Genomic DNA, 23,818 nt, shown 5'->3' on the forward strand with positions numbered 1-23,818 from the left:
ATTGAGAAATTTTTACACAAAATTTATTACACTTCCTAAAATGATTTTTAATTTTTGGATAAATTTGCTTAATAAAAATTAAAAAAATTATGATGATTACAAAAGGTAAAAAGAGTAAAGCAATGTTAACTATCAATCAAAAGTAGTTAATTAAATTGTTATAAATATAAAAAGCTAATTCAATTAATCCAGCTATAAAAGATATAAAAAATAAGATTAACACTATTATATTAATCTTTTTTTTCATTGTTTTTTTCTTCTTCTAATAATCTTTGTTGACTTTCCAAAATAGCTGCGTTTTCTTCTATGATAATTCTTTTCAATTGTTCATCATCCATATCTTTAGGAACAGAAAGGATTTTTCCATCAATAAGTGTTATTTGTTTCATTTGTTGTTGGTATTCATTAGCTATTCTTATTTTTTCTTCTTCCATATCTATGATTGCTTGAATTTCTTCTGGAGATTTCCCTACTTCAATTGTTAAAATTTGTCCGTTAGATAGTTCTATATTCATATACTCTATTTTTCTAGCATATGAATTATTAAATAAATTTAATATTGCTTGATCTGAACTTTCATCAATAAATACTTCAAATTTTTTAGTTGCTTCTTCAGTAAAAATTTGGAATGGATTTTTTTGTGAATATTGAACAAGATTTGCAGATGATCTTAACTTATCAATAATATCAATGTGATTTTGTCATTTTTGATCTAGTGCACCTAGTAAAATTTGTCTTTCTAATTTTACATATTCTTCTTTTAAATTTTCGATCAAGTTAATTCTTAACACGTTAAAATAAATGTCTTTCATTTTTTCTTTTAAATATTCAATCAATTCATCGTAATGGTGTTCACTTATTTCTTTATAAGTAAATTCTACTTTAGAAATTCTGGAAAAATTCTCATTTAAAAATTTTGTTAAAATGTCATATTTTACTTCTTTGTTTGTTTTTAAAATGAAATCAAAATTCATAAAATTATCTACTGATCTTTCAATAATTCTAATGATATAATGATCTAATTCTTCACTTTCTAAAATGATATCTCTTTGTGTATAAACTAAGTCTCTTTGTTGTCTAATAACGTCATCAAAACTTAAAACATTTTTTCTGTTATCGTAGTTTAAACCTTCTATTTTTTTCTGTGCTCTTTGGAAAAATTTGTAAATAGACTTTCCTGGAATAGGTTCATCACTATCACTTCCAAAATTTTTTTTAATTTGATCAAATTGAGAAAATCTTGTCATTAATTGATCTTCAATAGAAAGGAAAAAACGGGAATAACCTACATCTCCTTGTCTTCCTGATCTTCCTTTTAACTGATTATCTATTCTTCTTGATTCAGATTTATCTGTTCCAAGAACATATAATCCACCTTTTTCTAAAGCTTCTGGAGTAGGTTTAATATCGGTTCCACGACCTGCCATATTTGTTGCAATTGTAACTGATCCTACTCTTCCGGCATTAGCAATAATTTCTGCTTCATATTCGTTTTGTTTAGCATTTAAAACAGTATGTAGAATACCTTCTCTAACTAAAAGTGAATGTAAATATTCTGATTCATCAACTTGTGAAGTTCCTACAAGGATAGGTTGACCCAATTTATATTTTTCTTTTATTTCTGCAACAATTGCTTTATATTTCGCTCTTGCAGAAGGGAAAATTAAATCAGTATCATCAAATCTTTTTATTGGTCTATTAGTTTCAATAACATTTACTCTTGTGTTATAAATATCAATAAATTCTTGTTCTTCAGTTTTGGCAGTACCTGTCATACCACAAAGTTTTTTAAACATCCTGAAAAAATTTTGATAAGTTATTGTTGCTAAAGTTTTAGTTTCTGGTTCTATTTTAATCATTTCTTTGGCTTGAATAGCTTGCTGTAGTCCTTCAGAATAACTTCTTCCTTCCATTATTCTTCCAGTAAATGTATCTACTAGTTCTATTTTTCCATCTCGAACAATATACTCAACATCTTTTTTCATTATTTTATGTGCTCTTAAGGCATTTTGAATGCTATGAACTAATTCTGAATGTTGAATATCATAAAGATTTTCAATATTAAAAAAATGATTTGCTTTATCTATTCCATTATCATTTAATTTAACTGCTTTACTTTCTCAATCAATATCAAAATCTTCATCTTTAAGAATTCTTACAAATTGATCGGCAATAAAATAATTATTTCCACCACTTTTTTCACCACCAGAAATAATCAAAGGAGTTTTAGCTTCATCAATTAAGATAGAATCCACCTCATCTATTAAAGCGTAGTTGAGTCCTCTTTGTACTTTAGATTCTTTTTGTGTAACCATATTGTCTCTTAAGTAATCAAAACCTAATTCAGAGTGAATGGAATAAGTAATATCACAAGCATAAGCAGCTTTTTTTGTTAAAGAATCCATCTGTGATTTATTAATTCCAACTGTTAAACCCATTCAATTATGCACTTGACCCATTTCGGTAGCATCACGTTCTGAAAGGTATTCATTAACTGTTGAAACAATTACCCCTTTACCTTCAAGTGCATTTAAATATACAGGAGCAATAGAAGTAATAGTTTTTCCTTCTCCTGTTTTCATTTCTGCAATTGAACCTTGATCCAAAATTAAACCACCCAAAATTTGTACATCATATGGGAATTTGTTTAACACTCTTTTTGTAGCTTCTCTAACTGCTGCAAAAGCTTCAACTCTGATATCTTCAAGAGTTTCACCATTTTTTAAACGTTCTTTAAATAATTGTGTTTGATTCTGTAAATCTTCATTACTCATTGAAGAATAAATGGATCTTTTTTCATTTATTTCTTTTAGCAATTTTCTTGCGATTTTCATCTCTGTGGATGTTGAAAAGAATTTTTTAATTTTATGTAACATATTATTTTAAATTTTACTATTTTTATGAAGAAAAAAAAGAAAAAAAGACCAATAGGTCTTATTTTGAAGAAGTTTTTTTAGTTTCTTTTTTAACTGTTTTAGAAACAGGTTTTTTTACTGATGTTTTTGGTTTAGAAGTTTTTGTTTCTTTATTTTCTTCTTTTTTAACTTTAGAAACTATTGTTTTCATTTTTTGTCCAATTTTTCCTGAATTGTATTCAATCAATCTATCGATAACTTTTCTGTTTATGATAGGAATTTGTAATTGGAATTTTGAAACCATTTGTTCAACAGCTTCTGGTGTTGTTTTGTAAAGTTTTGCAAACTTTTCATATTCTTTTTTATAATCTTCTTCTGTTGCTTCTAATTTTTCAATTCTTGAAATTTCAGCAAAAATTAATGATGTTTTTAAGTTGTGAATTGCTTCTTTTTCAAATGTGTCATTTAATGTTTTTGTGTCTAATTTAAGTAAATCAGCATATTCTTTAAGTGAAAAACCTTGTTCTTTTAATCTTTCTTCTGTTTTTCTTTGAACTGCCATTTTTTCTTTGTTAATTAAAACTGAAGCTAAAGGAATTGTTGTATTTTCAAAAATTTTGTGAAATACTTTGTGTTGAAAATCAATTTTTGATTTTTCTGTTTTTTCTTCAAGTAAAAGTTTTTTTAGATATTCTTTTAATTGAGAAACTGTATAAACATTTTCAATTTTTAAATCAGAAACAAAAGCATCATCTAATTTTACTTTTTCATATTTTTTAACATCTTTTACATGAATTTTAAATATTGCTGGTTTACCTGCAAAGTTTTTTGCATGGTAATCTTTTGGAAAGGTCACTTTAATTTCTTTTTTGTCACCTTTTACAAAACCAATCATTGATTCTTCAAATCCTTTAATAAAATTTCCTGAACCGATTTTTAATTCAAAATCTTCTGCTTCTCCACCTTCAAATGGTTCATTGTCAATAAATCCTTTAAAATCAAAAAGCACAACATCTCCATTTTCAATTGCTTTATCAGAGCTTATTAAAAGTGAATGAGATTTTACAATTTTATCTACTTCAGAATCAATTTCTTCTTTAGAAACAGTTGGTGCTTCATAAGAAATATCTAATCCTTTGTAGTTAGAAATTTTAAATTCTGGATAAACTGGATATTTAAATTCTATTACTAATTCTTCTTTTGAAACTTTAACTGGATTTAAAGCTGCTTCATCCAATACTTTATCACTTTCTATAATTTGTTCTTTTGCTAAAGAAGCTAATTTAGGAGCTATTGAATTTGCTGCTTCTTGAATTACTTGTCCTTCTGAAATTAAACTTTCAGCTTTTGCTAAAGGAACTTTTCCTTTTCTAAAACCAGGAATTTGTACTGATTTTAATAATTTGTTTTTTGCTTTTTTTTGTGCATCTAATCATTCTTGTTTATCTGCTTCAACTGTTATTACTAATTCTGCAGTTTCAGCTAGCATTTTTCTTTTTGCCATATAAAAAACTCCTCTGTTTTTATTAATAATATATTTAATTATAAAGTATTTTTTTGTATTTTATAATTTTTTATTCTTCTTTTCAAATTTCTATTTTAGGTTCTTCTTTTCTTTTGTTTTCAACAACTTTAAAATATAAGTTATTAATATTAAATTTGAATTTTAAAGTTAATTTTTTGTTTGTTGTTTTCTCTAAAAAAGAACCAATATTTTCATTTTCATTTTCGTCTAAATTTATTGAGAAAAAATCATTAATTTTAGAGATAGCTGTAGAATATTTAACCATGATTTTTGAACTTTCTTCCAACTCATAAAAATCTAATTCGTCTCTATAATCATGTTCATCATATATTTCTCCAACAAGTTCTTCCAAAATATCTTCTAAAGTTATTAAACCAATAACTTTTTTATCATCATTACTCTTAGTGATAAAACCTAATTGACTTTTATTTTCTTTCATTTTTTTTCAAGCAACTTTTAATAAAGAATTTGAAGAAATATAAGGAACTTCCACAATGTAATCATCTATATTAAAAGTTTCTTCATCAGATAAACCGAAAATGTCTTTTAAAAGGATTATACCTACAAATTTTTTATTTTTTTGAACAGGAATACGGGAAAATCCCGTATTTTGGAATATTTCTTTAATTTTTGCTAAACTATTTTCATAAGAAACATAAGTTATTTTTTTCAATCTAACATAGTGCTTAGTTACTTTTATGGAATCAAAATCTAGTGCATTTCTTGCAAGAATAGATTCTTCTTTTTCTAAAACACCTTCTTTGTAACCTAAATCTAAAATGTGTTTAAGTTCATTTTCTGTATTAGTAACTTGATCTGATTTAACGAATTTTGAAATTAAAAAAGTTAATGGTCAAAATAAGTAATGAAAAAATAAAATTAATAAATATGTACACTGTAAAAATTTTATTGGATATTTTCTTGCTAAAATTTTGGGCATCATTTCACCAAAAATAACAATAATAGGAGTCATAACTAAAGTAGAAACGATAATTTCAAAAGTTTCCTCTGTTATTCAACTCGAAAACAATGAGGATAAAATTACAGAAGAACCAATATTTACTATATTATTTCCTATTAAAATTGTAGATAATGTAGATGGGAACATCTCATATCTTTTAATTATCACTTTTTTTTGAAAGTGTTTTTTGCTATTTAAATTTTCTTCTAATTTTGCCCTAGAAACAGTTGAATAAGCTGTTTCAGAAGCTGAAAAAAACGCTGAAAGAACTAATAAGAAAATTAAAATTATTATAAATATAATTTTCGACCAACTCATTCTAGTTTGTTTCTCCTTCTTCAAAGAAAAGACCTATTTTTGGATTAAATTGTAATGATAAATCACCAATGGCACCGTTTCTATGCTTTGCAATAATTAATTTTGTTTCTTGAATGTCATAAGGGGAAATTTCCTTTTTATAGTAATTTTCCCTGTATAAAAACGCAACTATATCAGCATCTTGCTCAATTGCTCCAGATTCCCTTAAATCTGAAATTATAGGTCTTTTATCTTCTCTTTTTTCTACGTCCCTGGATAATTGAGATAAAGCAATAACGGGGCAATTAATTTCTCTTGCTAGTTGTTTTAAACTTCTAGAAATTTTAGAAACTTCTAATTGTCTATTATTAGAACCACCAAGATCTATTAATTGTAAATAATCCACCACTATTAAGTCTATTTTTTTCATTTTATTTAATAATTTTTTTGTTTTTCAAATCATTTCATGGAGTTTAACTCCTGCTGAATCATCAATAAATAAGTTATAATGGCTGATTTTTTCATTCAAAGTTGTGGAAATTTTAATTCAATCTACATTAGTTAAAAATTGTGGATTTTTTAAATAATCTCCAGGAACTCCTGACTCAGATGCTAATATTCTAGTTACTAATTGAGTACTTGGCATTTCTAAAGAAAAGAAAACAACAACATTATTGTTTTGCTCAACAATGTTTTTTGTTAAATTTAACGCAAATGCGGTTTTTCCCATCGCTGGTCTTGCTGCTAAAATAATTAAGTCACCTTTTTGAAAACCTGAAGTAATTTTATCTAAATTACTAAATCCTGTACTAATTCCTTTTAAACTAGTACTATCTTTTCTAGAAAGCAAGTCTTTTAAGATGTTTGCAGCAACATCTCTCATATTTTGAAAATCACTATTTTGAACATTTCTAGTGATTTGAACCATCTTGGATTCAAATTCATTTAAAATATCATCTGCAGTTTTATTTGCTTCTGATAATTGTTGAAAACTTTGTTTTAAAACAATAGATGCTTGTCTTAATGTTGCTTTTTCAACAAGATCATTCATTACTTCTTTAACTGTAGAAAAAACGGGAATTTCGCTTGTATATTCTGCTATTTCAGCTGCTCCACCAAATTCTTCTAGTTTTTTCATTTCATCCAGTTCTTTAATAACTGAAACATAATTTATTTTTTTAGAAGCAAAATATAAATTATTTAATGCTTCAAAAAGAATTTGATTTTTGAAATCGTAAAAATCTTCCTTTTGTAAAAAAGGAATAATTTTTGCTTGATCTTCCTCTGATGATAAAGCATAAGAAAGGATCGACTTCTCTACTTCCTTAGGTAAAAATAAACTTTTACTCATCTTTTTCAACCTTAACTCTTAAATGAGCTATTACTTTTTTGTGTAGTTTAACATTCAATACAGTTAATCCCATACTTACAATATGAACATGCTCTTCTAAAGAATGTTTAGGTAATTTAATGTCCATATCTTCAAGAGCTTTAATAATTTTTTTAGCTGTTATTGAACCATGAACTACATTATTTGTTTCTTTTAATTTGAAGGTTAAAATTATAGCTTGAATTTGATCTCTTAATAATTCAGCTTCTTGAATTTTTTTCTCTTCTTCTTGTTCTAAAATTTCTATTTTTTTATTTAAATATAAAGATGTTTTTTTGTTTACAGGAATAGCTAAACCATTTTTGATTAAAAAGTTTTTTGCATATCCATCGGATACATCTATTACTTCATTAACTTTTCCATCTTTACAATCTTTAATTATTATTACTTTCATTTTTCACACTCACTATCGCTTGTCTTATATTGTCTACAAATTCTTCTAATGTTTCTGTTGTGCTTTCTGCAGCAGCAGCAGAGAAGTGACCACCACCACCAACTGTTTCTGCAATAATTTGCACATTAGTATTATTTATACCTCTTGCAGACATTTTAAATCTATCTTTTCCTACTACTTTAGCAACAACAAAAGTTGCTTTTCTTCCTTGGATATTTAACATAAAATCAGCTGCCATAGACACAACATCTAAATCAATTTCTTCTGCTGTGTAAGCAAGTAAAAATCCTGGCTTGACTTCTTCTACATTTCTAGTTATCTTATTAATTATATTAAAAATTTCTTCACTTATCTTTAAAGTTTCAATAGATTTAGCACTTTGAGCCCCTCATCTAGTTAAAATTGAAGCTGCATTAAATGTTTTCATAGTTGTTGATTTTTTAAATTGATTAGTATCCATATAAATACCATTTAAAAGCATTTGGGCACTAAAAGGTGAAATTATTCTGTTTTCACCATCTGAATTAAGTGCTATAACCTCTGTTACTATTTCAGATGAAGAAGAAGCAGTGGTTTCAATATAATCATTTCCTTTAGAAAGGAATTCAGGTTTTCCTGAAACCACTCTATGATGGTCAAAAATAAATATTTTTTTCGGATCAGCTGTATTAAAAGCATTTTGATTTTCAATTCTTGTTGCTTCTGCTGTATCTACAATTATTATCATTGTGTTTTTGTTTGTATATTTAGATGCTGTTGAAGGTTTTATGAATATTTTTTTATCTATATATTGAGAATTGGTTTCTAAAAAATGTGTTGTTGTAGAATCAAAAGTTACATTTTGAATATACATTTTCTTTTCTAAATTAAATTTGGTTTTAGCATAATTAATTAAAAATTGACCAAGACCAAACGCAGAACCCACAGCATCTAAATCTGCGTATTTATGCCCATATAAAATGATATTTTCTACTTCTGGATTTTCTAAAACTGCAAGCATTTTTTTAGATACAAAGTTTAGTTCGCTTCTACTTGAATTGGAACTTATTTCACTATTTGAACCATAAACAACAGGTCTAGAACCATATTTAATAGTTGTAATTTGATTCCCACCTCTAGTTTTTGAATAAATTATTGCATCTTTTGCAATTTGATTCAATTTAGAAATTTCATTTGTTCCATGAACAAAACCAACCGATAAAGTTACTTCTTGTTTTGCTTCATAACTAGAATTATTTAAATTAACAACCATTTCATTAAACATAGAAAAGTTTTTTGCTTTTAATTTTGCGAATGTTTCATAACTAGTTACAACTCAAAATTTTCCTTCAATATATTGTCTATAAGAGAAATTATAATTTTTAGATAACTCATCAAGTAAATTAATAACAGATGTTTTTACCTTGAAAAAATCTTCTTCTCCTAATGTAGAAAGTAATAATTGAAAATTATCTATTTCAATTTCTCCAATTACAACTTTATCTTTCTCGTAACTTTTCAAAAGGTTATCATATAAGGTTATATCTCTAATAGAAATAGCGTTTTTATCTCTATATTTTTTAATTGCATATGTATAACCATCTTCAGAAAAAGTAGAACCATCTCCTACTAAATTTTCTTCATTTGCTTTAACTTTATTTTTCAGAACATCATCAATATTTTTTCCTATTCATTTTTTAGAAAACCTTTTTTCTATAAATGAAGAAACTCAAATAATTTTTCCATTTGTTGTATGTAAAACTAAACCTAAATTATTTTCTTCAACAACATCATTAATATATTCATATAAAGAAGATTGAATTTTGGAACTTTTATGCAGAAATACTCATAAAAGTCAACATAAACTTATAGTTGCAACAATTAATCAAAATACAAAAAAACCAAATAAAAGAAATTTGGAAATCAAATTTATTTGATATAAAACAATAAAAATAACTGCAAATAATATCAAATAAAAAACGTTGATTGAAAAGTATATTAAAATCTTTGCTTTTTTACTCATATTATTAAATTATAAAACAAACTATTATTTTAAAAAACATAATTTATATTTTCTTTTTGAAAAACTTTTTTATTTTACTTTATAATTAATAAAATATTTTTGAAAGGTTCTTTATTATGAATAAAAAAACTAAATTTTTGCTTTCTTTTTCTTCTGTTTTATTAGTAAGTACATCTCTTGTTTCTTGTTCTTTTCCTTTTGTTAAAAAAGAAGAAAAAGAAACAATTGAAAAGAAAAAGCAAGAAATTAATGTAGAAAATCCAAACTTCTCACTTGAAGTCAATTCTTCTGTTTTAGACAATGCAAAACTAGAAGAAATTAAACAAATATACAAGAAAAATACAGAAAATAGTGATTCTGTGACTGATTTTATTAAAAAAAGAAGTTTTCAAATTGAATATGTAAAAACCTTTGTAGAACTTTATTCTGATGATTCTAGAAGAAAATTTGTAATTTCAAATTTAGAAACAGAATTTGCTACCGGATGAGTTTTAGATAAAGATCCAACAGATGAAAGAGTTTATTATATTGCTACAAATATTCATGCAGCAGCTTTCATAAATAAACCAATAATAAAAACTAATTCTGTAAAGCTTTTAAATAATAAAAATGATAATTACTTTTATCAAAATATTTCAGAAGAAGAATTAGATAATTTCAATTCTCAAGTAATTTTCAAACCAAATTACAATGGAGAAATGCCAGAAAATTATTTTAGTTCACATGATATAAGAACTTTATCACTAATTGGTTTAGAAAATTATCCAGAATACAAAAATGATCCTTATGTTATAAATGACGCAGGTAAAAGAACAAAAGAAATCACTGAAAATAGACAAAATGATTTTTATAATTATAAAGATGCTACTTTCAATGAAAATTTTGACGTTTTTAAAGATAAAACCAATATATTTGAATCATTTGAAGTTATTAAACCGCTTAGTTATCAAAGTACTTTTTATAATTATTTTGATCTAAAAAATGGTAAACCTTCAGAAAAAGAATATCTTTCAGGATCAGATTTTGCAGTTATTAAAATAAAACTAAAAGATAATGTGGAAAAACCCGCTTTTTTAAAAGAATATGATAAGTCTCCAACACTAATAAATACTGTAAATACAACTTTAGAAAAAATTGAAGGTGAAAAAGTTTTTTCCTTTGGTTTTCCTGTAAAAATAGATGATTTAGAAAACAATAAGAGTACAAGAGTTACTGAAAAAGTTGATGGATTTAAATTAACCAAAAGCTTTTATAAAAATGGTATTAGCATAATCAATAATATGCCAGTAATCAACCAAGGATTTCAAGACAATGAAAAACTTACAAATAAACCTTTTGATATAGAGAATTCAATTGATAAGGATTCTCCATCTATTGAAACAATATATTTAGCTAATCAAGATTTAGATAACTATGTTAAAGTACCAAAGTCTAATTTGTTTTTTAAAGGAGCATCCGGAGCTGGTGTTTTTAATCAAAATAAACAAGCAGTGGGAATTTTCTTTTCATCTAATGCAGGTTTAAAACACGATGATGAAAATTTTAATACTTTAAATATTCACAGATTACTAGAAAAAGAACAAGATAAAAGCCCTTTGATTTTTTATTTAAAAAATGTAGATCAAAATCACTCTTGACTAAAACAACATTTCAATGAAATTGTTGCTTTTAATAATTCTTTGATAAAAAAATAAAGTAAGTTTTTTGAAATAAAAAATATTATTTTCCAAAAAATAAAAATAATGTAAAATATTATAGTTAAAAATACAAAAAATTATTGTATAATTAAGAAACAAAACATTAAGGAGATAGAATGGCAAATATTAAATCAAAAATAACAAGAATCAAAACAAATGAAAAATCTAGAATAAGAAATAATGCTATTAAATCAAGAGTTCGTGGAGCTATTAAAAAAGCTAAACTAGCTGCAGTGCAAAATGCTACTAATGTAAATGAATTAGTTGCTAAAGCACATAAAGAAATTAATACTGCTGTTTCTAAAGGTGTTTTACACAAAAACAATGGTTCTAGAAAAACTTCAAGACTTGATGCTTTTGTTTCCAAACATTTAAGTGCAAATGTTGCTTAATTAAGATAATTAAAAACTCCAAAAGGAGTTTTTTTATTTATCTATTTTGCTTTGAATATACTTTAAATATTTTTTATTAAAAATATAGGTTTCCTTATAATACAAATTAATTAAAAATTTTAATTCTTCAAAAACAACATCAATAGTTTTTTGAGAATATTTCATTTTCTTTGCGTTTGATAAAAACTCTATTTTATCTATTATGTTTAAATCTTTATTAGGATAAACCTTAATATCTAAATCAAAATCAATGAATTTTACAGTGTGTTCTTCTACAAAAAAAGGAGATGCTAAATTTATATAGATATAAAATTTTTTGTTAACAATAGTTACTAAAGCATTAAAAAAATGTTTTTTATGAAAAAATCACAGTGTGTCTTCTCTAATAGATCATTTTTGAAAGTTTTTTTCCATAACTTTTGTTTTATTATTCATATAAAGTACAACATGATTTTCAGTTTCTTGTAATATTTTTCCACCACTTCACTGTCTATATAATTTTCCATTATATTTATATGCTTGTATATTAACAAAATTTTTATATTGCATTTTACTCCTTGATAATTTTATTGTTTCTTATTGTTAAAGATTCACTATTAGTTAAAAAACTTCTACTTGAACTTGGACCATAATTAGAATTACTTGAAAAATTATTTAAATTATGTAGTTCTTTTTCTTCTATTTTACCATTATTATTTAAGTCTTTTCACAACATAGGTTTAAAATCCATATTCATCTCTTCCATATTTAAATAACTATTTGTATAGTAACTTAAATATTTTTCTTCTGGAAAAAGACTATAATCTTGATCATTTTTATTTAATTTAGCTTTTAAATTATTACTTTCATTATAAACTAAATTTAATTTTATAAAGGAATTTTCCTTATTTTTGAAAATTAAGCCATCATATTTTTCTTTTGTATAACCACTAAAAAATAATTTATTATTATCTATATTTCCTTCTAATTTATCATTAATATATGTTCTATTATTTAAATTATAAATCCCACTGATATTCAATTTATAATTCATTATTTCTAAAAAATGAATAAATAAATCTTTAATTTTATTGTCCAATTTAATTACTGAATCATTTTTTGTAATATAACCACCAAAAGCAGAATCATTAATAATAAAATTATCTTCTAAATGTGTTAAACCATCTTCTCTAGTTAAAGTTGTTGTTCATAAAGAGTCATTTAAATAAAAATTTTTATCATTATTTAAATTATTTCTTTTTTCTATATAAAAATGTTTATATGCTTCGTTTGCAAAAAACTCTTCAAAGGAAAAATAATAACTTAAAGGAATAAAATTATTTAAGTTTTTAAATTTTTCATTCATAATTTGCAAATTTTTATTTTCAAAATTTATTTCATTTAACTTATTTGTTAATGATTTTTCCAAAATTTCTTTTATTGTAACATCGTTAAAAATATTACTTGAATTTAATAAATTTTTATTTGGGAAATAATTTGAAAATCTGTCATCTGTTATTCTTAAATCACTTAAAAAGTTATCTATAAATTCTTTATTATAAGTTTTAGTTGATTTACTGTTTTTGATTGTATATCCTTGTTTATAATTGGAAAGATAAGTGGAATCGATATAATGAAAATATTCATGATATAAAATTTGAAACAAAACTTCTATTCTATCATCTTCATTTTGTATATGATTTAAAGAATCAGAATTTAAATATATTTCTCTAGTATTTGAAATAAAAAAACCCTGTCTTTCCTTTGTATTCGAAAATTCTTTTAAATTTTTATCAATTATAATTTTATTTAAAAAATTTATTTCAGATCCATAAAATAAATCATTTTTAATTCTTTGATAAAATTTTTCCAATCCTTTTTTAGATAAAAAATAATTTTCTTTTTTATATTCAATTAAATCAAAATTAAAGTATTTTTGTTCTATTTTTATAAATTCTTGTTCTTTATTTTTTGAATAATCACAAGAAGTAAAAACAATAGCAGGTAAATTAAAAGAAAAAAAATACAAAAAAGTTTTTATTTTTTTATTAAACATAATAAAACTCATCTTTCTACTATTTTTATTAAATTATAAAACTTTCTATACTTTTGTATTAAAAATATTTATTTTTTATTAAATAAAAATACCAGTGTAAAATCACTGGTAAATTCATATGCACTTAATAACATTATTAATTTTATAATTGATAATAATGTTTAATATAAGAAATTTTTTTACATTTTATTTTTCTTTATTTAGTTCATGAAATTCGAAAGCTAATGGAAGATTGTTTTTTGAAATATATTCTCTATTACTTTCATTCTTATTCTTTAAGTTTAATTGAACTAAATCTTTTAAATTGTTTGTTTTAGGAAATTTTATATTTACCTGTTTAACATATTCCTTAACCCCATCTCTATCATCTATAAATAAAGAAAAGATAAGGATTTTAGTTTCAAAATATTTTTTTAATTTATTTTTTATATTTTCTTCTGATTCTCCTTCATTTACCTTAATTATTTTATTTAGTAATCTATCTTTCATTAGATAAAAAGGATTATTAGTTTTTATATTTTTATTGAAATTCTCATCATAAAAAATAAGAGCTATATTAGTTGGTGGTGTTGCTGTTTTAAGAATAAAATGAGTTCTTAAATCATTCATAAAGAAGTTGAATTGATTTATATTACTAATAGCAATAAATTGTCCTAGATGATTTAAATCAAAGTTGAAAATTTCTTTTTTATCTTCTTTAACGAAAGGGGATAAATTAAAATTTTGTTTTTCATTTTCTTTTGTATAAGGATTTGCAAAATAAAAAGTATCAATATGATTTTTATCTACTTCTCAAACATTATCTTTTTCAAAAAAATCTTTTTTGTATTTTATTTCATTTCATTCTTTAAATAATTCATCGCTATTATGATATTTATTGTGAGCGGGTTTTTCAAAAATAAATTTTGATTCATTATCTTTTTTCTGTATATTTTCTTTGTTTTCGTGACAAGAAACAAGGAAAGTCGGTGTTGAAATTGTTGTAAGTACTGGTAATATTAATTTAATTCTCTTCCTTTTCATTACCTTAACTATTGTCTTTTTCTAATTCATGAAATTCAAAAGCAAGCGGATAACCTCAATCACGATTATATTTATATTGATCTTTCTCATTAGTTAAATTTGCTTCAATTAAATCTTTGAGATTATTTGTTTTAGGAAATTTTATATAAACAGTTTTTACTTCTTCAGTAAATCTATTTCTTGAGTCTATAAATAAAGAAAATAATACTATTTTTTTAGAGAAATAATTTTTTAATTTTTCTTCTATTACTTCATCATTATCTAAATCTGTTGTTTTAATCATAGATTTAACTAATGCTTTTTTTATTACATAAAAAGGATTATTGGTTTCAAAATCACTTGATTTATTAGGGTAGAAAAAAATAATGGTTGAGTTTTCATCACTTTTTTTAAAATTTTTAAAATTAAAAGGAACACGTAAATCATTCATAAAAAATTTAAATTGATCATAATTACTAATTGCAATAAATTGATCTAAATGATTATAGTCAAAATCAAACATATGTTTTTTATCTTCTTGATTAAAAGGAGATAAACTAAAATCATATTTTAAATTTTCTTTTTTAAAAGGATTTTCAAAGTAAAAAGTAGTTAAGTGATTTTCATATACTTCTCACTCTCCATCCTCTCATAAAAAATCTTTTTTGTATTTTACTTGATTTCATTCTTTAAATAATTCATCAGGATTATGATATTTATTGTGAGCAGGTTTTTCAAAGATAAATTTTCCTTCATTATCTTTTTTCTGTATATTTTCTTTGTTTTCGTGACAAGAAATAAAAGAAAATAAAGATAAACTAGCAGTTATTACAGGAATTAATAATTTCACTTTTTTCATTTCTATTAACCTTATCTATTATCTTTTTCTAATTCATGAAATTCAAAAGCAAGTGGATAATCTCAATCACGATCATATTTATATTGATCTTTCTCATTAGTTAAATTTTCTTCAATTAAATCTTTAAGATTATTTGTTTTAGGAAATTTTATGTGAACAGTTTTTATTTCTTCAGTAAATTTACTTCTTGTTTCTACAAGTAAAGAAAATAATACTATTTTTTTAGAGAAATAATTTTTTAATTTTTCTTCTATTACTTCATCGTTATCTAAATCAGTTGTTTTAATCATTGATTGAATTAATGATTTTTTTATTACATAAAATGGATTATTAGTTTCAAAATTATTTAAATGATCAGAATTGAAAAATAAAAGAGAAGGAAAGTCTTTATTTACATTTTTAAAATTAAAAGCAACACGCAAGTCATTCATAAAAAATTTAAATTGATTATAATTGCTTATTGCAATAAATTGACCTAAATGGTTTATATCAAAGTTAAAAATATGTTTATTGTCTTCTTGACTATATGGAGATAAACTAAAATCATATTTAGAATTTTCTTTTTTAAAAGGATTTTCAAAGAAAAAAGTAGTTAAATGTTTTTTATAGACTTCTCATTTTCCATAAACATCTAAAAAATCTTTTTTGTATTTTATTTCATTTCATTCTTTAAATAATTCATCAGGATTGTGATATTTATTGTGAGTGGGTTTTTCGAAGATAAATTTTCCTTCATCATCTTTTTTTTGTATATTTTCTTTAATTTCGTGACAAGAAATAAAAGAAAATAAAGATAAGCTAGCAGTTAAAACAGGAATTAATAATTTCACTTTTTTCATTTTTATTCTACTAAATGACTTATAGCAACTTCATCATCTAATTGTGAGATTGATGAATTTTGTTTATAAAGATAATATCTATATTTTCCTGCTTTACTTATTTTAATATTTAAAATTTCTTTATTAGATTTAACTGATGTAGTTTCTTTAACTTTTTCTCATTCTTTTGTTTGGCTATTTCAATATTCTAAAATAATATTGAAATCTGTTACAACATTATTATTTTTAAACTCTTGTTCAAAGTAATTTTTATCTTTTTTACCAAGATATATATTTTCAGGAATTTCTTTATCAAAACCATTAAATAATCATGCTGAACTAATTTTTAGTATTGAATCATCTTTTAATTCTAATTCTTTTACTGTTTCATCTAATTTCCCTTTTTCTCTATTTCCTTTTATTGTAAATTCTTTTAAACTATCTACTGCTTCTTTTGCTTTTTTATAGTTTAAAATTCCTGCCCCAAAATCTTGATTATAACCTGTTCCTTTAATTAAATTTTTGCTAAATTCATTAAATAAATCAGATGAAACACCTATTAAAGAAAATATTGATACAGGTTTATTTCTAACTTTTGGAAAATTTCTATATAACTTAGAAATTACCCCTGTTACGAGTGGAGCAGCAAAACTTGTACCTTCTAAATTTGTTTGTTTTTTTTGTAAAAAACTAAAATCATAATTTGTACCAGGAGCTGCTACTGTTATATTTGGATAGTCACTCAAAAAATAATATGAATCGCTTTTATTTACAGAAAAATTAGTTGTGGTTTTATTATTTGTATCTAGTGCAGCAACTTTTATTGTATTTAAACCAAGTTTCATACCATGGAAATTATTATTTACTTTATTTAATTTATGATTTCCAGCAGAAAAAACAAATATTATTTTGTATTTTCTTGTGATTAAATCTAAAAAATAAGCTAAATTATCATAATTAGTTTTTTGGGAATCTATATCAGAAATTTTTGGAGAACCATAACCAAAACTTCCATTAACTAGATTAATTTTGTTTTTTATAAAAAATTTAATAACTTTTTCTATATTTTTTCAATTATTAAAAGAAAATGCAAAGTCTTTATCTTGTATATAAGAATCTTCTCAAACAATAGATTGATCAAAAATTTTAGAGAAACTATCTACCCCTTCTTGTCCACTAATCAACATAGCTACACCTTGTTTATGTTTTTTAAAGGTTTCTTCATTTTCTGCAAAATCTTCACTATAGATATTATTAAATTTAAAATAATTTCCAATTGGTGAAATAAAATTTTGTTCTCAAACTCCTACTTTTGTTCTATAAACTCCTTCAGGTTCATTAGTTTTTTTATCAATTTTTACTTTTGTTTCATCATAATCATCATTAATTAAATCTAATTGTTTTCTAAAATGTGTTTTGTAATCAGAAGTGGATAAATAATATCAACTTTCTTCTTTCTTTTTAGGTTCTTCTTTTTTAGTTACAGTAGAACTTGATGATGAACTTGATGAATAAGAATTTTTATGCTGTCTATAAGTTCAATCATTGCTACTATAAGGATTGTAATTGCTTGAACTTGTACTTGCTTTTCCTGTATCTTGATCATATAATAAACATTTCCCCAAATCATCTGGTTTATCAATACAATACTTAGTAATTAGTCTTTCAGTTACATCTTTAAAAGATAAAGTTGCTACTATTTGTTCTTTAGAATAGTTAGCAAATTCTTTTTTATTATCTAAAAATTCTGCAAATTTATTTGCATCTTCTAAGTCTACTTCTACACTTATCATAGGAAGAATTTCAGAATAATAAGAATATTTAACAATATTTTTATCTTTAAGATCACTTAAAAATAAATCTAAAACTTTTTTATTTTCTTTTGAATATTTTTCAATTTTAAGATTGTTATCTAAATTATCATCTACAAAAACGTTTGTATATAATCTAAACACTTCTCTTTTTGGTAAAGACTCAACAAAATCAGTTACCATTTTATCTTCTTTTGTTGAATGTTCTGAAAAACTTTCAGTTGTATAATTCTTTAATTTACTTAAAAATTCATAAATATTTAATGTCTTATTTTCTTTATTATTTTTTTGCTCTGAATCATTAAGATTCATACTTACACCTAAAATAAATGGACTTAATAAACCAGTTATTGGCATAAGAGTAAATAAGAATTTATTTTTCTTTTTCATAATTTTCTCCTTTATTTTATTTAAAAAGGTTGCAAAAAATCCTAAACTTAATTAGGATTTTCTTTTTAGTTTATTATTTAATTAATTAGCTAAATTTATTTAAAGTCCTAAAAAAGTAAAAATGAAAATATTGGTTAATTTTAATAATTAACTTGTTTATATTACGAATGATAATATTTTTAGTTATTTTCATTTTTCCTCCTGCAACCATAATTTTATTATAATACTTTTTTATAAAATTTTCAAAATAAAATAAATTTTTTCATATTATATTAATAATAATATAAATACTTATTGTTTTAAATTTTATTTATTTCTTGTTTAAAAAATAAATTTTAGTATTATTTTGATATGAGATTAAGAAATATACCAAATGCAACAGAATTACTTTTAGAAAGTGAATATTTAATAACTGAATTCCCTTTTAAAGTAAATTCTAACACTGTGCTTGAAATGGGTATGGGAAAAGGAGAAATGTTAGTTCAACTTGCTCAAAATAATCCTGATATTATGTATATAGGAATTGAAAAATATCCTACAGTTGCTTTAAAATCTATGAAAAAAGCAAAGAAATTAAATTTAAAAAATTTTAAAATAATTAATAAAGATATTGCAGAATTACCTAATTTATTAGAAGGAAAAGTAGATTTAATTTGACTTACTTTTTCAGATCCTTGACCTAAAAAAAGACACTATAAAAGAAGACTTACTTATAAAAACTTTTTAACTATTTATCAAAATTTATTAACTACCAATGGTTTATTAAAGTTTAAAACTGATAATGATGGTTTATTTGAATACAGTATTGAATCTATACAGGAGTTTGGAGCAAATATTATAAATCTAACAAGGGATTTTCATAATAGTGAGCTTTCTAAAAATAATATTATGACAGGTTATGAAAAAAAATGATCAGATAAAGGCAAAAATATAAATTATTTAGAAGTTAAATTTAATAAATAATTATGTATCTCAATAATAAGAATTACCTTTTTTGAAATTATTTTACTAACTTAAAACTTTCGAAAGAAATATATTTATTTCCTTTGTTTGGTTCTTATGTTTTTATGTGATTATTTAAAAATATAGTATTTTTGAATCTAAATGATAGTGATTTAGAAATTGATATAAAAAGAAAAATTTATTTTATTTTGTTTTTTCCTTTGTTTATAAGTTGCGTGTTTTTATTTGTATTTTTGATGTGCTCTGTATTTTTACTTCAAGAGTGAAATAATAATCCAGAAACAAGTTTCTATTTAAAATTTTTAGTTGCTACTAGCGGAATTATTATCTATATTTTACTTCATCCTTTATGAGTATTTCTTGCTTTTAGAGAATGCAAAAAATATTCTCATAAAGAGTACAACACAAAAGGAAAAATAGATTATAGTTTATTTCAAATAAAGGATCAAAAAGAGTTAATTTCCTTTGTATTTAGAAAAAACCATATAGATGATTTTTCTTATTTAAAGCATTTTGAATTTATAATTAAAAATGAAACAAACAATAAAATCAAACTAACTGAAAAACAAAATATAAATATATCTAATAATTTAGTTGAAAATATAATTTTTAACTGATATAAAAAGCATTTTTACAAATTTAAATTAATGTTTTTACTAGTTTATATAAAAAATATAATTAAAAATCAAAAGCAAATAGATCAAAATAATAATGCTTTATATAAAAACATAAATAAAGAGATTTTCTTTTTAATTGCTTTAAAATTACTGTTTTTTGCAGCTTGAATTAGTTCTCTAATTTTAATTATATTGCTATCAAATATTTTTGTATTTTTCATTTTCTTGTTCTGTTCAATACTTTCTTATTTAATAATTTTAAAACCATTTTTTGGTTTTATATTTAGAGTAAAATTGTTGAAAAAACTCCAAGCATAAACATTTAATAATTTGTTTATGCTTTTTTTAATAAAAAAAGATAAAAATTTAAAAAAAAGTTTAAAATATATTTATTATAAGAATAGGAGAAAAATGATTAAATTTATAGAAAAATTAACAAATTCTAACTTTTCACTTGAAGCTGTATTCAAAGGTGAAAAGTTTGATTCAAATGTTATTGAAAAAAAATTCGCTTTAACTGAATTTGTTACAGAAAAAAAAGCTGTAATGTTTTTAGGAGATAAATCAGAATTTAAACTAAGTGATTTAGATAATTTATTAGATAAACTTGTTTCATTGTCAAGAGTTTATGAAGTTAAACTTGAAAGTTTTGTAAATGAAGAAGTTTCATTAACAACACTTGCAACAAGATTATTAGAAAAATATGAATTTGTAAATGCAAATATTTACAACGTAAAAACAAACAAAAAAGAAGAAAAAAATGATTTATTTGTTTTAGTAAGTGATTTAAAATCTTTAGATTCTGAACTTAAAAAAACAAAAATATTAGTTGAATCTGTAAATTTTGCAAGAAATTTACAAGCAACACCTCCAAACATTTGTAACTCAGAATGATTAGCAGAAAAAGTAAAAGAACAAGTTTCACAATTTAAAAATTTAAAAGTTACTGTTTTAAATAAAAAAGAAATTGAAAAACTTGGAATGGGTCTTTTATTATCTGTTAATAAAGGTTCTATGTATGAACCAAGATTAGTTGCTATTGAATACAACGGAAATCCTGATTCAGAAGAAAAAGTTGCATTTGTTGGAAAAGGTATTACTTTTGACTCTGGTGGATACAACATTAAAACCGGAAGAAGTATGCTTGGAATGAAATACGACATGTCAGGAGCTGCAATAGTAGCTTCAGCATTAAATGCAATTGCACAATTGAATCCTAAAGCAAACGTTGCTGCAGTATTAGCAATTACTGACAACAGAGTAAATGGTGATGCTAATTTACCAGATGCTGTTTGAACTTCAATGAATGGAAAAACAGTGGAAATCAATAACACAGATGCTGAAGGAAGATTAGTTCTTGCTGATGGAATGACATATGCTATTAGAAACTTAAAAGCAACTGCGGTTATTACAGTAGCTACATTAACAGGTGCTATCTTAGTAGCTCTTGGACATACATTCACAGGAACATTCTCAACTTGTGATTGCTTATGAAATAAATTAGATGAAGCTGCAAAACAACAAAACGAATTAATTTGAAGAATGCCTTTACACGATGATTTTGCTAAATTCATTAAAGGTTCAACAGTAGCAGATTTAAAAAACACTGACTTAACTGGAAATGGTGGTTCTATTTCTGCTGCTATGTTCTTAAAAGAATTTTCAGAAGGAAAATATTTTGCTCATTTAGACATTGCTGGAACAGCAGAAACAGGTGAAAAACCTATGGGTGTAATGGTAAAAACATTAGTTCAATATGCATTAAACAAAAAATAATAAAGATAAATTACAAACACAAACAAATCTGTTTGTGTGCTTAATTGTAAGATCAAGTGCACCACTTTAAAGTAAAATTTAAAGTATGGGACACTTGATTTTTTTTGTATAAAAAAAGTGGACCAAAAAAGTTTTACCTGCGTTTCCCAGTTAATAGGGAAAAAATACAAATAGTGCTGTTTTACAGCACTTTTCGTTTGCTTTTTTAAAAATTTACTTGCTATTTTATGTATTTTATATATTCATCATAAAAATTTCAAGCCATTACTGATAATTCGTTATCTAATCTTTTAAAAGTTAATAATTTATTGCTATTTCTATCTTCTTCTGTCATATAAATTAAATTTTTTAAAATTAAAATAAATTTTTCATCTGTAATTTTTTGTATTATTCCATTATCTTTATAGAAATTTTTTATTTTTAATAAAAACATTTTCAAAATTCATAATGATAAAAAAGAAAATAATACATGTCCTTGGATGTGTTTAGTTGTATAAACATACATTGGTCTAATTTGTAAATTATTTTTTAATGTTCTAAAATTTTCTTCTATTTTTCATTGCATTGAGTATATTTCTACAACTTTTAATGGATCTAAATCCTTTAAAGAAGTTTCATATACATAATAACCATCAAATTTTTGATCATTTGAAATTTTTTCTTCATCTAAAACATATTTAGAAGAATTCAATTGTTTAAAATATTTGGTTTTTTTGTATCCTATCATTCTTTTTTCATTAACAAATCCATTTTTGTCTTGATTTTTAATAAAATTATTTATTTCATTCTCTCTATTGAGTTTATCTAATTTAGCTCTGGATTTACTTCAGGTGACAATTTGTTTTCTTATTTTCCCTTTATTTTCTTTATTTTCTACAAAAATTTCTTTAGTTTTATATTTAAACTTTCCTGATATCTCAACATAATCATCTTCTTTTAATAAAAATTCTTTATATTTTTTTGTTTCGATATTTGCTCTTTTTGAAATTATGTAGTCTATATTATTTTCTTCTAAAAAATTAATATTTTCTGCAGAACTCATTCCTCTGTCTGAAACAACTGTAATTTTTGTATTTTTATAAATTTCCTTAAATTCCTGTATAAAAGGAATTAATGTTTTTACATCTGCAGTATTTCCAGGAAAAATTTTATAAAAAATAGGTATATTTTCTGAATTACACGCCATTGCTAAAACAATTTGATCTTCTTTAAATTTTCCATCTTTTGAATATCCTGGTAATCTTAATTCTTCTTTTTTGAAACTTTCAAAATAAATTGTGGTTGAATCGAAAAAAATAGTTTCGTTTTCATTGACAAACTTTTTAGATATATTTTTCAAGATATTTTCCTTATTATCTTCTAATAAGTCAAGCATTCTATAAAAACTATTTTTTGAATAATCCAAGTCTGTATATGATTCAGACTTATTTATAAAAGATTTAAAAATACTTGAAGGTTGACAAATTCTATTAGCAATTTGATAAGAAAGTATTTCTTTCATCCCTTTGTGCTTACCAAAATTAAAATTTTCAAAAATGTTTAAATCATACATAAATTCTAAAATAAATTCTGCACTAAAATTTTTAGTTTTAGTAATATTTGAACTCAAAAGAAGTGCAGAATTTATTTCTGCTTCTAATTTTTCTATATTTACGGTTGTGTCATATTTACTTATTATGCTTTTAATAATTTGTTCATAATTAGGATTCTTTTTAAGTAGCTTTTCTTGATTTCCTAAAGCTAATAATCTAATATTTCTTCTATAACTTCCGCTTGTATCTCAGTAACCAATATTTTTATATGTTGCTTTTTTTGGTCCCGTAGAGTTAAATAACATTAATTTCATATTTAAATTATATCATAAATAGCAAGTTATAGCAAGAATTTTATTAAAAAAAATAAAAAATGTATATATTTATAAATAAATATATACAATCTAAATTTTATTATTTTTTTCTTTGTTAACTGGGAAACACAGGAAAAAAGTTTTATAACCACTACTTTTTAATTTAAGGACCAATATGAATTATACTA

Annotated in this window: 19 protein-coding genes; 5 read left to right on the top strand and 14 right to left on the bottom strand. The window is 23.3% G+C overall.

What is annotated here, in order from left to right:
* The 7 genes from ACXX84_RS02925 to ACXX84_RS02955 form a co-directional block, all read right to left on the bottom strand.
* Positions 1–247 (bottom strand): hypothetical protein (locus tag ACXX84_RS02925; RefSeq protein ID WP_458572875.1); only part of this gene is annotated, 247 nt, incomplete at its 3' end.
* Positions 231–2,876 carry a preprotein translocase subunit SecA gene (secA, locus tag ACXX84_RS02930; RefSeq protein WP_458572876.1) on the bottom strand — a complete coding sequence of 882 codons (2,646 nt, stop codon included), beginning with the start codon at positions 2,874–2,876 and terminating at the stop codon, positions 231–233. The genes secA and ACXX84_RS02925, both read right to left, overlap by 17 nt.
* A 58-nt stretch (positions 2,877–2,934) precedes the next feature.
* The gene (gene tig / locus ACXX84_RS02935; protein WP_458560545.1) at positions 2,935–4,359 is read right to left on the bottom strand and encodes a trigger factor; all 1,425 of its coding nucleotides are present in this window, start codon (positions 4,357–4,359) and stop codon (positions 2,935–2,937) included.
* A 70-nt stretch (positions 4,360–4,429) separates the two neighbouring features.
* Entirely contained in the window at positions 4,430–5,659 is a 1,230-nt protein-coding gene (locus ACXX84_RS02940) for a CNNM domain-containing protein (RefSeq protein WP_436358865.1), read from the bottom strand.
* 1 nt (position 5,660) lies between these two features.
* Positions 5,661–6,989, bottom strand: coding sequence for a replicative DNA helicase (gene dnaB / locus ACXX84_RS02945; protein ID WP_436358864.1), 1,329 nt, complete (start codon positions 6,987–6,989; stop codon positions 5,661–5,663).
* The gene (gene rplI / locus ACXX84_RS02950; RefSeq protein ID WP_436358863.1) at positions 6,982–7,422 is read right to left on the bottom strand and encodes a 50S ribosomal protein L9; all 441 of its coding nucleotides are present in this window, start codon (positions 7,420–7,422) and stop codon (positions 6,982–6,984) included. The genes dnaB and rplI overlap by 8 nt, the downstream gene beginning before the upstream one ends.
* Positions 7,403–9,424 (bottom strand): GGDEF domain-containing protein, encoded by a 2,022-nt coding sequence (locus tag ACXX84_RS02955; RefSeq protein WP_458559244.1) that lies wholly within the window; start codon positions 9,422–9,424, stop codon positions 7,403–7,405. Before ACXX84_RS02955 ends, rplI begins: the two co-directional genes overlap by 20 nt.
* 116 nt (positions 9,425–9,540) lie before the next feature.
* Here ACXX84_RS02955 and ACXX84_RS02960 point away from each other — a divergent pair, with 116 nt between their 5' ends.
* Both ACXX84_RS02960 and rpsT read left to right on the top strand, forming a co-directional pair.
* A complete protein-coding gene (locus ACXX84_RS02960) occupies positions 9,541–11,118 on the top strand; it encodes a DUF31 family putative serine protease (RefSeq protein WP_458572877.1) in 1,578 nt (525 codons plus the stop codon).
* A gap of 119 nt (positions 11,119–11,237) precedes the next feature.
* Positions 11,238–11,513 (top strand): 30S ribosomal protein S20, encoded by a 276-nt coding sequence (rpsT, locus tag ACXX84_RS02965; RefSeq protein WP_436358860.1) that lies wholly within the window; start codon positions 11,238–11,240, stop codon positions 11,511–11,513.
* 33 nt (positions 11,514–11,546) lie between these two features.
* Here the strand turns inward: rpsT and ACXX84_RS02970 are convergent, their stop codons facing one another.
* The 6 genes from ACXX84_RS02970 to ACXX84_RS02995 all read right to left on the bottom strand — a co-directional run bounded on the left by ACXX84_RS02970 (position 11,547) and on the right by ACXX84_RS02995 (position 18,428).
* Positions 11,547–12,062, bottom strand: a complete 516-nt coding sequence (locus ACXX84_RS02970) for a DUF402 domain-containing protein (RefSeq protein ID WP_436358859.1) — start codon at positions 12,060–12,062, stop codon at positions 11,547–11,549.
* A gap of 1 nt (position 12,063) precedes the next feature.
* Complete coding sequence (locus tag ACXX84_RS02975; RefSeq protein ID WP_458572878.1) at positions 12,064–13,548, bottom strand: MYPU_1760 family metalloprotease; 1,485 nt, start codon at positions 13,546–13,548, stop codon at positions 12,064–12,066.
* A 186-nt stretch (positions 13,549–13,734) separates the two neighbouring features.
* Complete coding sequence (locus ACXX84_RS02980; protein ID WP_458572879.1) at positions 13,735–14,571, bottom strand: hypothetical protein; 837 nt, start codon at positions 14,569–14,571, stop codon at positions 13,735–13,737.
* 4 nt (positions 14,572–14,575) lie between these two features.
* Positions 14,576–15,409 (bottom strand): hypothetical protein, encoded by an 834-nt coding sequence (locus ACXX84_RS02985; protein WP_458572880.1) that lies wholly within the window; start codon positions 15,407–15,409, stop codon positions 14,576–14,578.
* Positions 15,410–15,420: 11 nt separating this feature from the next.
* Positions 15,421–16,248 (bottom strand): hypothetical protein, encoded by an 828-nt coding sequence (locus ACXX84_RS02990; protein ID WP_458572881.1) that lies wholly within the window; start codon positions 16,246–16,248, stop codon positions 15,421–15,423.
* Between the two features lie 2 nt (positions 16,249–16,250).
* A complete protein-coding gene (locus ACXX84_RS02995; RefSeq protein WP_458572882.1) occupies positions 16,251–18,428 on the bottom strand; it encodes a S8 family serine peptidase in 2,178 nt (725 codons plus the stop codon).
* 351 nt (positions 18,429–18,779) lie between these two features.
* Between ACXX84_RS02995 and trmB the strand changes: the two genes are divergently transcribed.
* The 3 genes from trmB (at position 18,780) to ACXX84_RS03010 (ending at position 21,784) form a co-directional block, all read left to right on the top strand.
* Positions 18,780–19,391, top strand: coding sequence for a tRNA (guanosine(46)-N7)-methyltransferase TrmB (gene trmB, locus ACXX84_RS03000; protein WP_458559625.1), 612 nt, complete (start codon positions 18,780–18,782; stop codon positions 19,389–19,391).
* A gap of 104 nt (positions 19,392–19,495) precedes the next feature.
* Positions 19,496–20,326, top strand: a complete 831-nt coding sequence (locus tag ACXX84_RS03005) for a hypothetical protein (protein WP_458572883.1) — start codon at positions 19,496–19,498, stop codon at positions 20,324–20,326.
* A gap of 93 nt (positions 20,327–20,419) precedes the next feature.
* Positions 20,420–21,784, top strand: coding sequence for a M17 family metallopeptidase (locus ACXX84_RS03010; RefSeq protein ID WP_458572884.1), 1,365 nt, complete (start codon positions 20,420–20,422; stop codon positions 21,782–21,784).
* Between the two features lie 220 nt (positions 21,785–22,004).
* On the opposite strand, the gene ACXX84_RS03015 is transcribed toward ACXX84_RS03010, so the two are convergent.
* Positions 22,005–23,630, bottom strand: a complete 1,626-nt coding sequence (locus ACXX84_RS03015; RefSeq protein ID WP_458572885.1) for an IS1634 family transposase — start codon at positions 23,628–23,630, stop codon at positions 22,005–22,007.
* Between the last annotated feature and the right edge of the window lie 188 nt (positions 23,631–23,818).

This window comes from Mycoplasma sp. AC157 (genome assembly GCF_054343415.1).